The sequence below is a fragment of the Xanthomonas sp. NCPPB 3570 genome (genome assembly GCF_056725115.1).
The window spans coordinates 2,151,681-2,165,167 of record NZ_CM161513.1; the positions used below are offsets into that span (position 1 = coordinate 2,151,681).

At 69.8% G+C, this 13,487-nt stretch carries 9 protein-coding genes; all 9 read left to right on the forward strand.

All coding sequences use genetic code 11. The annotated features are described in order from the left end of the window. Positions 1-135 precede the first annotated feature (135 nt). The 9 genes from carA (at position 136) to prfB (ending at position 13,448) form a co-directional block, all read left to right on the forward strand. Positions 136-1,260, forward strand: a complete 1,125-nt coding sequence (gene carA, locus AC1PLR_RS09525; protein WP_481103384.1) for a glutamine-hydrolyzing carbamoyl-phosphate synthase small subunit — start codon at positions 136-138, stop codon at positions 1,258-1,260. Continuing rightward, positions 1,260-1,703 (forward strand): DUF6973 domain-containing protein, encoded by a 444-nt coding sequence (locus AC1PLR_RS09530; protein WP_043091930.1) that lies wholly within the window; start codon positions 1,260-1,262, stop codon positions 1,701-1,703. The genes carA and AC1PLR_RS09530 overlap by 1 nt, the downstream gene beginning before the upstream one ends. A gap of 9 nt (positions 1,704-1,712) precedes the next feature. After that, positions 1,713-4,955, forward strand: a complete 3,243-nt coding sequence (gene carB / locus AC1PLR_RS09535) for a carbamoyl-phosphate synthase large subunit (protein WP_019800831.1) — start codon at positions 1,713-1,715, stop codon at positions 4,953-4,955. Between the two features lie 8 nt (positions 4,956-4,963). After that, on the forward strand, positions 4,964-5,428 hold the full coding sequence (gene greA / locus AC1PLR_RS09540) for a transcription elongation factor GreA (RefSeq protein WP_026143501.1): 465 nt from the start codon (positions 4,964-4,966) through the stop codon (positions 5,426-5,428). A 4-nt stretch (positions 5,429-5,432) separates the two neighbouring features. Continuing rightward, complete coding sequence (locus tag AC1PLR_RS09545) at positions 5,433-6,353, forward strand: phosphoglycerate mutase (RefSeq protein WP_481098234.1); 921 nt, start codon at positions 5,433-5,435, stop codon at positions 6,351-6,353. Next, positions 6,350-8,083, forward strand: coding sequence for a single-stranded-DNA-specific exonuclease RecJ (recJ, locus tag AC1PLR_RS09550; protein ID WP_481103385.1), 1,734 nt, complete (start codon positions 6,350-6,352; stop codon positions 8,081-8,083). Before AC1PLR_RS09545 ends, recJ begins: the two co-directional genes overlap by 4 nt. 311 nt (positions 8,084-8,394) lie before the next feature. Then, a complete protein-coding gene (locus tag AC1PLR_RS09555; protein WP_481103569.1) occupies positions 8,395-11,307 on the forward strand; it encodes a VIT domain-containing protein in 2,913 nt (970 codons plus the stop codon). 50 nt (positions 11,308-11,357) lie between these two features. Further along, positions 11,358-12,254 carry a LytTR family DNA-binding domain-containing protein gene (locus AC1PLR_RS09560; protein ID WP_481103386.1) on the forward strand — a complete coding sequence of 299 codons (897 nt, stop codon included), beginning with the start codon at positions 11,358-11,360 and terminating at the stop codon, positions 12,252-12,254. 68 nt (positions 12,255-12,322) lie between these two features. After that, positions 12,323-13,448 (forward strand): peptide chain release factor 2 gene (gene prfB / locus AC1PLR_RS09565; RefSeq protein WP_100224025.1). Its coding sequence is split into 2 segments (ribosomal slippage): positions 12,323-12,397 and positions 12,399-13,448, totalling 1,125 coding nucleotides; the frame shifts between segments, so codons are not numbered across the junction. The last annotated feature ends 39 nt before the right edge of the window (positions 13,449-13,487 follow it).

Sequence of the window (13,487 nt, forward strand, 5' to 3'; positions counted from 1 at the left end):
CGGACCGCCCCGCGCCGGTACAATTCTCGCTCGCCTGTTACCCATCGCCACGGACCCGGAGAAGCGCCGAGTTCGCGGTTTCTTGCAGCCTGCAAGTTGGTGGGGCAGGGTTCCTCTCTCCCCAAGGCGAACCCCGTGACTCAACCCGCAATCCTTGTCCTTGAAGACGGCACCGTGTTCGAGGGCGAATCCGTAGGCGCTGCCGGCCTGTCCGTCGGCGAAGTGGTGTTCAACACCGCCATGACCGGCTACCAGGAGATCCTCACCGATCCCTCCTACGCCCGCCAACTGGTCACGCTGACCTATCCGCATATCGGCAACACCGGCTGCACCGACCAGGACGACGAGGCCGCCCAGGTCTGGTCGGCCGGCCTGATCGTGCGCGACGTGCCGCGCCGTCCCAGCAACTGGCGCAACCAGGTGGCGCTGCCGGACTGGCTGATCCAGCGCGGCGTGGTCGCCATCGCCGGTATCGACACCCGCAAGCTGACCCGCATCCTGCGCGAGAAGGGCTCGCAGAACGGCGCGTTGATGGCCGGCGAGGTGAACGTGGACACCGCGCTGGACGCGGCGCGCAAGTTCCCGGGGCTCAAGGGCATGGACCTGGCCAAGGTGGTCTCCACCGACAAGGCCTATTCCTGGCGCGACGGCCAGCTCGACCTGGACAGCAACACCTTCGTGACCGCCGAGCCCAGGTTCAAGGTCGTCGCCTACGACTACGGGGTCAAGCTCAACATCCTGCGCATGCTCGCCGAGCGCGGCTGCGAGGTGACCGTGGTGCCGGCGCAGACGCCGGTCGCCGAGGTGCTGGCGATGAACCCGCACGGCGTGTTCCTGTCCAACGGCCCCGGCGACCCGGCGCCGTGCGACTACGCGATCGCCGCGATCAAGGAACTGCTGGCGCGCAAGATCCCGACCTTCGGTATCTGCCTGGGCCACCAGCTGCTGGCGCTGGCCGCCGGCGCGCAGACCCTGAAGATGGGCCACGGCCACCACGGCGCCAACCACCCGGTGCAGGACCTGGACAGCGGCCGGGTGATGATCACCTCGCAGAACCATGGTTTCGCGGTGGACGAGGCGACGCTGCCGGCCAACGTGCGCGTCACCCATCGCTCGCTGTTCGACGGCAGCAACCAGGGCATCGCGCTCACCGACGCGCCGGCCTTCAGCTTCCAGGGCCATCCGGAAGCCTCGCCGGGCCCGCGCGACGTGGCGCCGCTGTTCGATCGCTTCACCGCGCTGATGGCGGCCGCCGCCTGATGGCCGCCGCGCCGGCCATGCCGTCGCCGACCCGCCGCTGGCGGTGGCCGGCCACGGCGTTGCTGGTGCTGGCCGCGTATCCGGCCTTCGTGCTGGGCGCGGTGTATCCGCAATGGCTCAGCGCCGGCCTGCCGGGCGGACGCGACGGCCCTGCCGATGCGTACCGCCACAGCCTGGCCAGCGCCGTGGTCGCCTACACCCTGTCGCCACGCTGCGTGGACTGGGTCACGGCGGTCATGGAGCGCGACGGTCACGGCAACGCCAGCCGGGCGATGGACGCCCACAACAACCGGATCGGCGCGCGCATCGGCGCCACCGCCAGCAGTTGGGCCGCGATGCAGCGCGAGGTTCGCGCCGCGGTCGACCATGGCGCGATCGATGCGCGTTCGCCCGATCAGATCACCTGGCGCGCCCCTGCGGCGTGGCAGGACCGCCTCTACTGAGAATCCCCCATGCCCAAGCGCACCGACCTCCAAACCATCCTCATCATCGGCGCCGGCCCGATCGTCATCGGCCAGGCCTGCGAGTTCGACTACTCCGGCGCGCAGGCGTGCAAGGCGCTGCGCGACGAGGGCTACCGCGTGGTGCTGGTCAACAGCAACCCGGCCACGATCATGACCGACCCGAACATGGCCGATGCCGTGTACATCGAGCCGATCAACTGGCAGACGGTCGAGAAGATCATCGCCAAGGAAAAGCCCGATGCGCTGCTGCCGACGATGGGTGGGCAGACCGCGCTGAACTGCGCGCTGGATCTGGCCGACCACGGCGTGCTGGAGAAGTACGGCGTCGAACTGATCGGCGCCAAGCGCGAGGCCATCCGTATGGCCGAGGACCGAGAGCTGTTCCGCGTGGCGATGGGCGAGATCGGCCTGGAATGCCCCAAGGCGGCGGTGGCGCACACCCTGGAAGAGGCGCTGGAGATCCAGGCCACGGTCGGCTACCCGACCATCATCCGCCCCAGCTTCACCCTCGGCGGCAGCGGCGGCGGCATCGCCTACAACCGCGAAGAGCTGATCGAGATCGTCGGCCGCGGCCTGGAACTGTCGCCGACCAGCGAAGTGCTGGTCGAAGAGTCGGTGCTGGGCTGGAAGGAGTTCGAGATGGAAGTGGTCCGCGACACCGCGGACAACTGCATCATCGTCTGCTCGATCGAGAACCTGGACCCGATGGGCGTGCACACCGGCGACTCGATCACCGTGGCCCCGGCGCAGACCCTGACCGACAAGGAATACCAACGCCTGCGCGATGCATCGATCGCGGTGCTGCGCAAGATCGGCGTGGACACCGGCGGTTCCAATGTGCAGTTCGGCATCAATGCGCAGACCGGTCGCGTGGTGGTGATCGAGATGAACCCGCGCGTGTCGCGCTCCTCGGCGCTGGCCTCTAAGGCCACCGGCTTCCCGATCGCCAAGGTCGCGGCCAAGCTGGCGGTGGGCTACACCCTGGACGAACTGAAGAACGAGATCACCGGCGGGCTGACCCCGGCCTCGTTCGAGCCGTCGATCGACTACGTGGTCACCAAGATCCCGCGCTTCGCCTTCGAGAAGTTCCCGCAGGCCGACGCGCGCCTGACCACGCAGATGAAGTCGGTGGGCGAGGTGATGGCGATGGGCCGCACCTTCTCCGAATCGCTGCAGAAGGCGCTGCGCGGCCTGGAGACCGGCAAGATCGGGCTGGACCCGACCGGCCTGGACCTGAGCAGCGAAGACGACCTGGCCACGCTCAAGCGCGAGCTGAAGGCGCCCGGTCCGGAGCGCCTGTTCTATGTCGCCGACGCCTTCCGCGCCGGCATGAGCGTGGAGCAGGTCCACGCGTTGTCGTTCATCGATCCTTGGTTCCTCGACCAGATGGAAGACCTGATCGCGCAGGAAGCGCAACTGGCCGCCGACGGCCTCGGCGCGCTGGACGCCAAGCGTCTGCGCACGCTCAAGCGCGCCGGTTTCTCCGATGCGCGCCTGGCGCAGCTGACCGGCACCAACGAGGCGGCGGTGCGTGCGCTGCGCCGCGCGCACAAGGTGCGCCCGGTGTACAAGCGGGTGGACTCGTGCGCGGCGGAATTCGCCACCAGCACCGCCTATCTGTACTCGACCTACGAGGACGAGTGCGAGGCCGCGCCCAGCAACCGCGACAAGATCATGATCCTCGGCGGCGGTCCCAACCGCATCGGCCAGGGCATCGAGTTCGACTACTGCTGCGTGCACGCGGCGCTGGCGCTGCGCGAGGACGGCTACGAGACCATCATGGTCAACTGCAATCCGGAGACCGTGTCCACCGACTACGACACCTCCGATCGGCTGTACTTCGAACCGCTGACCCTGGAAGACGTGCTGGAGATCGTCGAGCTGGAGCAGCCCAAGGGCGTGATCGTGCAGTACGGCGGGCAGACCCCGCTGAAGCTGGCGCGCGCGCTGGAAGCCAACGGCGTGCCGGTGATCGGCACCTCGCCGGACTCGATCGACCTGGCCGAGGACCGCGAGCGCTTCCAGCAGCTGGTCGACAAGCTGGGCCTGAAGCAGCCGCCGAACCGCATCGCCCGCAACGCCGAGGAAGCGCTGGTGCTGGCGCGCGAGATCGGCTACCCGCTGGTGGTGCGCCCGAGTTACGTGCTCGGCGGCCGCGCCATGGAGATCGTCTATGGCGAATCCGACCTGGCGCGTTACGTGCGCGATGCGGTCAAGGTCTCCAACGATTCGCCGGTGCTGCTGGACCGCTTCCTCGACAACGCGGTGGAAGTGGACGTGGACATCATCGCCGACCACAGCGGCCAGGTGCTGATCGGCGGCGTGATGGAGCATATCGAGGAAGCCGGCGTGCATTCGGGCGATTCGTCCTGCTCGCTGCCGCCGTACTCGCTGTCGCCGGCCACCCAGACCGAGCTGCGCCGCCAGGTGGTCGAACTGGCCAAGGCGCTGAACGTGGTCGGGCTGATGAACACCCAGTTCGCGGTGCAGGTGAACGATGCCGGCGACGACATCGTCTACCTGCTGGAAGTGAACCCGCGCGCCTCGCGCACCGTGCCGTTCGTGTCCAAGGCGATCGGCGTGCCGCTGGCCAAGATCGCCGCGCGCTGCATGGCCGGCAAGACCCTGGCCGAGCAGGGCGCGCTGAAGGAGATCGTGCCCGACTACTACTCGGTGAAGGAAGCGATCTTCCCGTTCGCCAAGTTCCAGGGCGTCGATCCGATCCTCGGCCCGGAGATGCGTTCCACCGGCGAGGTGATGGGCGTGGGTCGCAGCTTCGGCGCGGCGTTCGCGCGTGCGCAGGAAGCCGGCGGCATCAAGGCGCCGCCGCTGGGCAAGGCCTTCGTGTCGGTGCGCGATCCGGACAAGCAGCGCGTGCTGCCGGTGGCGCAGGCGCTGGTCGAGCGCGGCTACACCCTGGTCGCCACTCGCGGCACCTGTGCCTGGCTGCAGCAGCACGGCCTGCAGTGCGAGCAGGTCAACAAGGTCGCCGAGGGCCGCCCGCACATCGTCGATCTGATCAAGAACGGCGAAATCGTGTATATCGTCAACACCACCGAGGGCCGGGCGGCGATCTCCGACTCGTTCTCGATCCGCCGCGAAGCCCTGCAGCATCGCGTCACCTATTCGACCACGGTCGCCGGCGCGCGTGCGCTGGTGCATTCACTGGAATTCCGCGGCACCGGTCCGGTCTGGGCGCTGCAGGAACTGCACAAGGAGCTGGAAGCGTGAGAGCCCCGATCACCATGCAAGGCGCGCAGCGGTTGCGCGAGGAACTGGATCACCTGAAGTCGGTCAAGCGTCCCGAGGTCATCACCGCGATCGCCGAGGCGCGTGCGCACGGCGACCTGAAGGAGAACGCCGAGTACCACGCCGCGCGCGAGCAGCAGGGCTTCATCGAAGGCCGCATCAAGCAGCTGGAAAGCGAGCTGTCGCACGCCGAGGTCATCGACGTCAGCAAGCTGGCGGTCGGCAGCAAGGTGGTGTTCGGCGCCACCGTGACCCTGGCCGACGTCGAGACCGACGAGGAGAAGCGCTACCAGTTGGTCGGCGACCTGGAAGCGGACATCAAGCTCGGCCTGATCGCGATCTCCTCGCCGCTGGCGCGCGCGCTGATCGGCAAGATGGAAGGCGACAGCGTCAGCATCGACGCCCCCGCCGGTCGCCGCGAGTACGAGATCGTCAGCGTCGCCTACGTCGGCTGATCCGATGGCGGTTGCCACCTTGCTGTTGCCCGAGCGGGTCCGCCTGGCCGGCGCCGTGCTGGCCGGCGAGGTGGCGCGCGCGTTCGGCCGCGCCGACCGCACGCAGGCCGCGCCGGGCGGCGAGGCGCAGTTGCGCCGCCATTTCGCGTTGGCAGCAGCATCGCTGCCGGCGGCGGCGTTGACCCGGCAACTGGACGCCGGCGATGCCGGCGACGGCCTGTGGCTGCGCGCCGATCCCGCCTACGTGGTGCCGGACATGCAGGGCGCGCGACTGATGGCGCATGGCGACATGCTGCCGCTCGACGCGGTGGACCTGGACGCGCTGTTGCCGGCGGTGCAGGCCCTGTTCGCCGAGAGCGGGCTGACCCTGGATGCGCCCGATCCGACCCGCTGGTACCTGCGCCTGCCGGCCGACAGCGCGCTGCCGGTGTTCGCGGCGCCGGCGCAGGTGCTCGGGGCGGACCTGTTCGATCACCTGCCGCAGGGCGAGGACGCGCGCCGCTGGCGTGCGTTGCTGACCGAGGCGCAGATCGTGCTGCATCAGCATCCGTGGAACCGCGAACGCGTCGCCCGCGGGCAGCCGGCGATCAATTCGCTGTGGTTCTGGGGCGGCGGCCGCCTGCCGGCCACGGTCGGCACCGCGCATGCGCAGGTGCGCAGCCGCGATCCGCTGTTGCGCGCGCTCGCCCAGGCCGCCGGCGTCGCCGACGCACAGGCGCCGCGGGTCGATGCGCTGGTCGACCTGCGCCAGCTGCGTGCGCCCGAGCAGTTCGTCGGCGAGGTGGTACAGCCGCTGCTGCAGGCGCTGCGCGACGGCGAACTGCAGCAGCTGCAATTGGATTTCGAGGACGGCACCTGTTTCCGCATCGCCCCCGCGCAACGCTGGCGCCTGTGGCGGCGGCCGCTGTCGCGCCTGGACGCATGAGTTCCAGCGCGCGCATCGTGCGGCGGCCCGCGGCGGCCGCGGCCGGCCCGTGGCACGAGGCCACCTTGCCGCTGCTGCGGCGCATCTATGCCGCGCGCGGCGCCCACGACAGCGGCCTGGCGCAGCCCAAGCTGGCGCAACTGCTGCCGCCCGATGCGCTGAGCGGCATCGACGCCGCGGTGGCGTTGCTGGCCGAGGCCATCGCGGCGGGCAAGCGCATCCTGGTGGTCGGCGATTTCGATTGCGACGGCGCCACCGCCTGCGCGGTGGCGGTGCGCGGGCTGCGCCTGCTTGGCGCCGCGCAGGTGCTGCACGCGGTGCCCAACCGCATGGTCCATGGCTATGGGTTGTCGCCGGCGCTGGTGGCCGAACTGGCGCCGTTGCAGCCAGACCTGCTGGTGACGGTGGACCACGGCATCGCCTGCCATGCCGGCGTTGCCGCAGCCAAGGCGCTGGGCTGGCAGGTGCTGGTCACCGACCACCACCTACCGGGTCCGGCCTTGCCGCCGGCCGATGCCATCGTCGATCCGAACCTCGCGGGCGACGCCTTCCCGAGCAAGATGCTGGCCGGCGTCGGGGTGATCTTCTACGTGCTGCTGGCGCTGCGCCGGTACCTGCGCGCGCGCGGTGCGTTCGCCGCCGCGCCGCCGGACCTGGGCGTGCTGCTGGATCTGGTCGCGGTGGGCACCGTCGCCGACCTGGTGCCGCTGGATCCGAACAACCGCGCGCTGGTCTCGGCCGGCCTGCGCCGCCTGCAGCGCGGCGAAGGTTGCATCGGCCTGCGCGCGTTGATTGAAGCCAGCGGCCGCGACCCGGCACGGCTCAGCGCCAGCGACATCGGCTTCGCCCTGGCGCCGCGGCTCAACGCCGCCGGCCGGCTTGAGGACATGGCCCTGGGCATCGAGTTGTTGCTGTGCGAGGACCCACAGCAGGCACGCGCGATCGCCGCGACGCTGGAGGAGATCAACGCCGAGCGCCGCGCGGTGCAGCAGCAGATGACCGACGAGGCCGAGGCAGTGGTGGCCAAGGCGCTGCTGGCCGCACCCGAGCAGCCGCCGGTGGCGGTATGCCTGTTCGATGCGCAGTGGCATCCCGGCGTGATCGGCCTGGTCGCCTCGAAGATGAAGGACCGCCTGCACCGGCCGGTGATCGCCTTCGCCCCGGCCGAACCGGGCAGCACCCAGTTGCGCGGCTCGGCGCGCTCGATTCCCGGCTTCCACATCCGCGACGCGATGGCGGCGGTGGAGGCGCAGCGGCCGGGCCTGATGGAGAAGTTCGGCGGCCACGCCATGGCCGCGGGCCTGAGCCTGCCGCAGGACGCGCTGGCCGAATTCGAGCAGGTATTCCGCAACCATGCGTTGGCCAGCCTGGACGCGGAACTGCTGCAGGCCGAATTGCTCAGCGACGGCGCGCTGGAGCCGCACGAGCTCGACCACCGCCATGCCGAGGCGCTGCGCCAGGGCGGGCCTTGGGGGCAGGGCTTTCCGGAGCCACTGTTCGATGGCGAATTCGAGGTGCTGCAGTGGCGCGTACTGAAGGAGCGCCACCTCAAGCTGAGCCTGCGCTGCCCTGGCCGCGCCGTGCCCTTGAACGCGATCCACTTCAACGGCTGGCACGGCCGCGAACCCGGCCGCCGCGTGCACATCGCCTATCGGCTGGTTGCCGACGACTACCGCGGCGGCGATGCGGTGCAATTGGTGGTGGAGCACTGTTTGCCGTTGGATGGCTGAGCAGTTGGCGGTCTGACGCTGCAGGTGGTGCCGCACCCTCACCCCAACCCCTCTCCCGATGGGAGAGGGGCTTTGGCTTTTCCCTTCTCCCACCGGGAGAAGGTGCCCCGTAGGGGCGGATGAGGGTACGGGCAAAGCCTCGCATCGCCGAAGTGCCGCGCCTTGCGCCGCACCGTCATCCCTGACCCCTCTTCCGATGGGGGAGGGGCTACGCGTCGCCTGAGGTCTGGATGCACACAAGCAACCCCATCGCGCCGCGGCGGACGTTCAAGCCATACCGTCCCATCAAGGAGCGATCCATGCCGTCCACCATGCGTAGGAATGTTTGCGTGTTGTTGCTTTTGTTGTCGTTCCTCGCCACGGGCCCGGCCGGGGCGCAGCCTGCGCCGCAGCGGCAGTTGGTGGCGCCGTTGCTGCACACCGACGCCGGCGAACGTCCGGTCGAGCTGCGCTCGGCGGCAGTGCGTGCGCAGGCCGCCGCCGGCCTGGCCGAGACCACGGTCGAACTGGAGTTCTTCAATCCCAACGCGCGCGTGCTGGAAGGGCAACTGACGTTTCCGCTGCGCGACGGGCAGCAGCTCAGCGGTTTCGCCCTGGACATCGACGGGCAGATGCGCGACGCGGTGCCGGTGCCCAAGGCGCGCGGGCGGCAAGTGTTCGAGGCGGTCGAGCGGCGCGGCGTGGATCCGGGCCTGCTCGAGCAGACCGCCGGCAACCAGTTCCGGCTGCGCGTCTACCCGCTGCCGGCACATGGCAGCCGACATGTGCGCCTGGTCTATCGCGAATCGCTACAGCGCACCGCCGCCGGCTGGCAATGGCGCTTGCCATTGGCGTATGCGGCCAGCGCGCGGTCGCTGCAGGTAGCGCTGAGCACGCAGGCCGCACCCGCCGAGCGTGCCGTGGTGGCGTCCGGCATGCGTCTGCTGCCGACGGCGGACGGCGGCTACGCCGCGTCCTGGTCGGGCAGCCCGTCGCAGTTGCCGCCGGAGCTGGTGCTGTCGCTGCGCGCGGGCGCCACACCGCGCGTGGCGACCGGTATCCACGATGGCCAGCGCTACTTCCAGGCGCTGGTGCCGATCGCCGACCTTCATGGCCCACGTCCGCTGCCGCAGCGCATCGGCCTGCTGTGGGATGCGTCCGGATCGGCGCGGCAGCGCGACATCCCCGCCGAACTGGCCTTGCTGCAACGCTATTTCGCCGCGGTCGACACGGCCCAGGTCGATCTGATCGTGTTGCGCGACCGCGCCTCGGCGCCGCGCAGGTTCCACGTGCGCAATGGCGACTGGAGCGCCCTGAAGGCGGCGTTGCAGGCCGAGCAGCCCGACGGCGCCAGCGCCCTTGGGTCCTGGCAAGCTGCGCCCCACGTGCAGGAGTATCTGCTGTTCAGCGATGGCCTGGGCAATTACGGCGCGCAGGCCATGCCGGCGCTGGCGCCGACACAGCGCCTGTATTCGATTAACTCGGCCGGTGTGCACGCCGATGCCGCGCGCCTGGCGGCGATCGCGGAAGCACGCGGCGGACGCGCGATCGCGCTGGACGGACTGCAGGGCGTCCAGGTTGCCAGCGAACGCTTGTTGCAGCGTGGCGGCGAACTGGTCGCGATGGACGGCACCAAGGTCGCCGATTTGGTCGCCGACGCGCGCGACGCCGACGATGGCTACCTGCGCGTCGCCGGACGCCTGCTCGGGTCCGATGCGAGCCTGCACCTGGAGATCGCCACGGCCGCCAGCACGCGGCACCTGCACCTGCCGCTGCGCGCGGCGGATGACGTTCCCGGCGACCTGATCCCGGACGCATGGGCGCGCGCCATGCTACGCAGCCTCTCTGCCGATCCGCTGGGTGCGGCCGCGCGCCGCCAGGCACTCGCCACACGCTTCGGCCTGGTCAGCGCCGACACCTCGCTGCTGGTGCTGGAGAACGTCGACGACTACGTCCGCTACGGAATCCCGGCACCCCCGGCGCTGCGCGCGGCGGTAGCGGCTGCGCAGGTGCGGCAGCAGAAGATGCAGGGCCAGACGCGCGAGCGACGCATCGACGAGATCGCCGAGGCGTTCGCGCAACGCATCGCCTGGTGGCAGCGGCGCTTTCCCAAGAACGCGCCGCCAACGGCCATTGCCACTGCTGAAGATGCCGACCAGCGGATGCAGGCCACGTCCGGTGCGCCGCCGCCCATGGCCCTTGCAACGCCTGCGCCGATGCCCGCGGCCGCACCTGCATCCGCTCCGCTGGAACTGAATATCGTCGGTGGTTCGTCCGCTGCGCCCGGCGACGCTGCCGCGTCGGCGGCGGCGCGCAAGCGCGTGGCGTCTGCGGCCACCATCTCCCTGACCCTGCAGCCCTGGCAGCCGGATTCGCCGTATGCGCGGCGCCTGCATGCGGCCGCCGCGGACGCGGTGTATCCGCTGTACCTGAGCGAACGCGCCGCGCACGCCGACAGCGTCGCGTTCTACCTGGATGTGGCCGACGTGCTGTTCGCGCGTGGCCAGCGCGACCTGGCCCTGCGGGTGCTGTCCAACCTGGCCGAGCTGCAACTGGAAAATCGCCACGTGCTACGCGTGCTCGGCTACCGGCTGCTGCAGGCCGGTCGCGCCGATCTGGCGGTGCCGGTGTTCGAGCAGGTGCTGCGGCTGGGCGAGGAGGAGCCGCAGAGTTTCCGCGACTTGGGCCTGGCCTATGCCGCGCGCGGCGACGCGCAGGCGGCGATCGCGCAGCTGTACCAGGTGGTGGTGCGCGACTGGGACACGCGCTTCGACGGGGTGAGCATGATCGCGCTCAACGAACTGAACGCGATCGTGGCGCGGGCGCCGCGGCCGCTGGACACCGGCTTCATCGATCCGCGGCTGCTGCGCAACCTGCCGCTGGACCTGCGCGTGGTGCTCAACTGGGACAGCGACAACAGCGACATGGACCTGTGGGTGACCGACCCCAACGGCGAGCGCTGCTATTACGGCAACCGCGCGACCTACCAGGGCGGTCAGCTGTCGCCGGATTTCACCGGCGGCTACGGGCCGGAGGAGTTCTCGCTGCGCACCGCCAAGCCCGGCAAGTACAAGGTGGAAGCGAACTTCTTCGGCGAGCGCCAGCCCCTGGTCACCGGCGCGACCACCTTGCACCTGCAGCTGAGCACGGGCTGGGGCACGGCGGCGCAACGCGACCAGCAGGTGACGCTGCGCCTGACCGAGCGCAAGGAGACGGTGCTGGTCGGCGAGTTCGAGGTGCGCTGATCCGCCCAGGGCGCGCCGGTGCGGTCATGCCGGCGCGCTACACTTTGCCGATGTCAGACCCCTCCGGCGCCAGCGCCTACTCCCGTTTCCAGCCCTGGCGCCGCAGTTTCGAGATCGGCTTCTGGGTCGCGCTGACGCTGATCAACGCCACCGCCAACAGCATCACGGTGCTGATCGACATCCGCAACACCGGGCTACATTTCGCCGCCTGGGAGCCGGTGGTGTGGGAGTGGTCCAGCAATCTGATGTTCCTGCTGATCGTGCCGTTGGTGGTGCTGCTGACCCGGCGCTACCCGCCGCATTGGGACACCTGGCGGCGCCGGCTGCCGGGCTACCTGCTGGGCAGCGTGGTGCTGTCGGTGCTGCACGTGGTGGGGATGGTGGCCGTGCGCAGCCTCGTCTACCGCCTGCAGGGCCAGCACTACGATTTCGGGCCGTGGCCGCAGGGCCTGGCCTACGAGTATCTGAAGGACGTGCGCAGCCTGGCCTCGATCGCGCTGTGCGTGGAGATGTATCGGTTCCTGTTGCGGCGCTGGCAGGGCGAAGCGGCGCTGCTCGGCGCGCCCGACGCCGGCCCGCCGGTGGGCTCGCTGGAACGGCCGGAGCGCTTCCTGGTGCGCAAGCTGGGCCGCGATTTCCTGGTTGCCGCGGCCGATATCGAATGGCTGCAGGCGGCCGGCAACTACGTCAACCTGCGCGTGCGCGGCCACGACTACCCGCTGCGCAGCACCATGGCCGCGATCGAGGCACGGCTGGACGCTGCGCGGTTCGTGCGCATCCACCGCAGCTACATCGTCAACCTGGCCAGCGTGGTCTCGATCGAGCCGCTGGAGGCGGGCGAGGCGCGCGTGCACCTGCGCGACGGCAGCCAGGTCCCGTGCAGCCGCCGCTACCGTGCCGGGCTGCGGGTGGCGGCCGGGGAGGGCGAGGCCGCCCCCGTCGAGTAGGCGGGCGGCGCTGTGGCGCAGCGGCCGGAATTGCTAGAATCGCGCTCTTGTCTGCCGGAAATGCCGCAATGATCGAACTCAATCCGATTCGCCACCGCATCGCCGATCTGTCCGATCGGGTGCTGTCGCTACGGGGGTTTCTTTGACTACGACGCCAAGAAGGAGCGTCTAGAGGAAGTCACCCGGGAGCTGGAAAGTCCCGACGTCTGGAACGACCCCGAGCGCGCCCAGGGCTTGGGTCGCGAACGCGCCAGCCTGGAGAAGACCGTCGGCGGCATCGCCAGCGTGCTCGATGGCCTGAACGAATCGCTGGAATTCCTGGAACTGGCCGAAAGCGAGAACGACGAGGCCACCGCGCAGGCGGTGCTGGCCGACGTCGACCGCTTCCAGGCGCAGGTGGAGAAGCTGGAATTCCAGCGCATGTTCTCCGGGCAGATGGACGCCAGCAATGCCTTCGTCGACATCCAGGCCGGCGCCGGCGGCACCGAGGCCCAGGACTGGGCCGAGATCCTGCTGCGCATGTACCTGCGCTGGTGCGAATCGCGCGGCTGGAAGACCGAGCTGATGGAAGTCTCCGGCGGCGAAGTGGCCGGGATCAAGTCCGCCACGCTGCGCGTGGAGGGCGACTTTGCCTACGGCTGGCTGAAGACCGAGACCGGCGTGCACCGGCTGGTGCGCAAGTCGCCGTTCGACTCGGACAACCGCCGCCATACCAGCTTCACCTCGGTGTTCGTGTCGCCGGAAGTGGACGACAACATCGACATCGACATCAATCCGGCCGACCTGAAGACCGACGTGTACCGGTCCTCCGGCGCCGGCGGCCAGCACGTCAACAAGACCGAGTCGGCGGTGCGCATCACCCACGTGCCCACCGGCATCGTGGTGGCCTGCCAGACCGGGCGCAGCCAGCACCAGAACCGCGACAACGCGATGAAGATGCTGGCCGCCAAGCTGTACGAGCTGGAGATCCAGAAGCGCAACGCCGAGCGCGATGCGGTGGAGGCGACCAAGTCCGACATCGGCTGGGGCAGCCAGATCCGCAACTACGTGCTCGACCAGAGCCGGATCAAGGACCTGCGCACCGGCGTGGAGCGCTCGGACACCCAGAAGGTGCTCGATGGCGACCTGGACGAGTTCGTCGAGGCCAGCCTCAAGTCCGGCCTGGAAGCCGGCGCGAAACGCAGCGACGCCTGAACCGGCGGCCTCCGTCCTGGCGACGGAGGCCGTGCGGCG

Coding starts and splice junctions, on each gene's coding strand:
- recJ (WP_481103385.1), top strand. CDS start 6,350: ATGAGTTCCAGCGCGCGCATCGTGCGGCGGCCCGCGGCGGCCGCGGCC.
- AC1PLR_RS09555 (WP_481103569.1), top strand. CDS start 8,395: ATGCGTAGGAATGTTTGCGTGTTGTTGCTTTTGTTGTCGTTCCTCGCC.
- carB (WP_019800831.1), top strand. CDS start 1,713: ATGCCCAAGCGCACCGACCTCCAAACCATCCTCATCATCGGCGCCGGC.
- AC1PLR_RS09560 (WP_481103386.1), top strand. CDS start 11,358: ATGTCAGACCCCTCCGGCGCCAGCGCCTACTCCCGTTTCCAGCCCTGG.
- AC1PLR_RS09545 (WP_481098234.1), top strand. CDS start 5,433: ATGGCGGTTGCCACCTTGCTGTTGCCCGAGCGGGTCCGCCTGGCCGGC.
- AC1PLR_RS09530 (WP_043091930.1), top strand. CDS start 1,260: ATGGCCGCCGCGCCGGCCATGCCGTCGCCGACCCGCCGCTGGCGGTGG.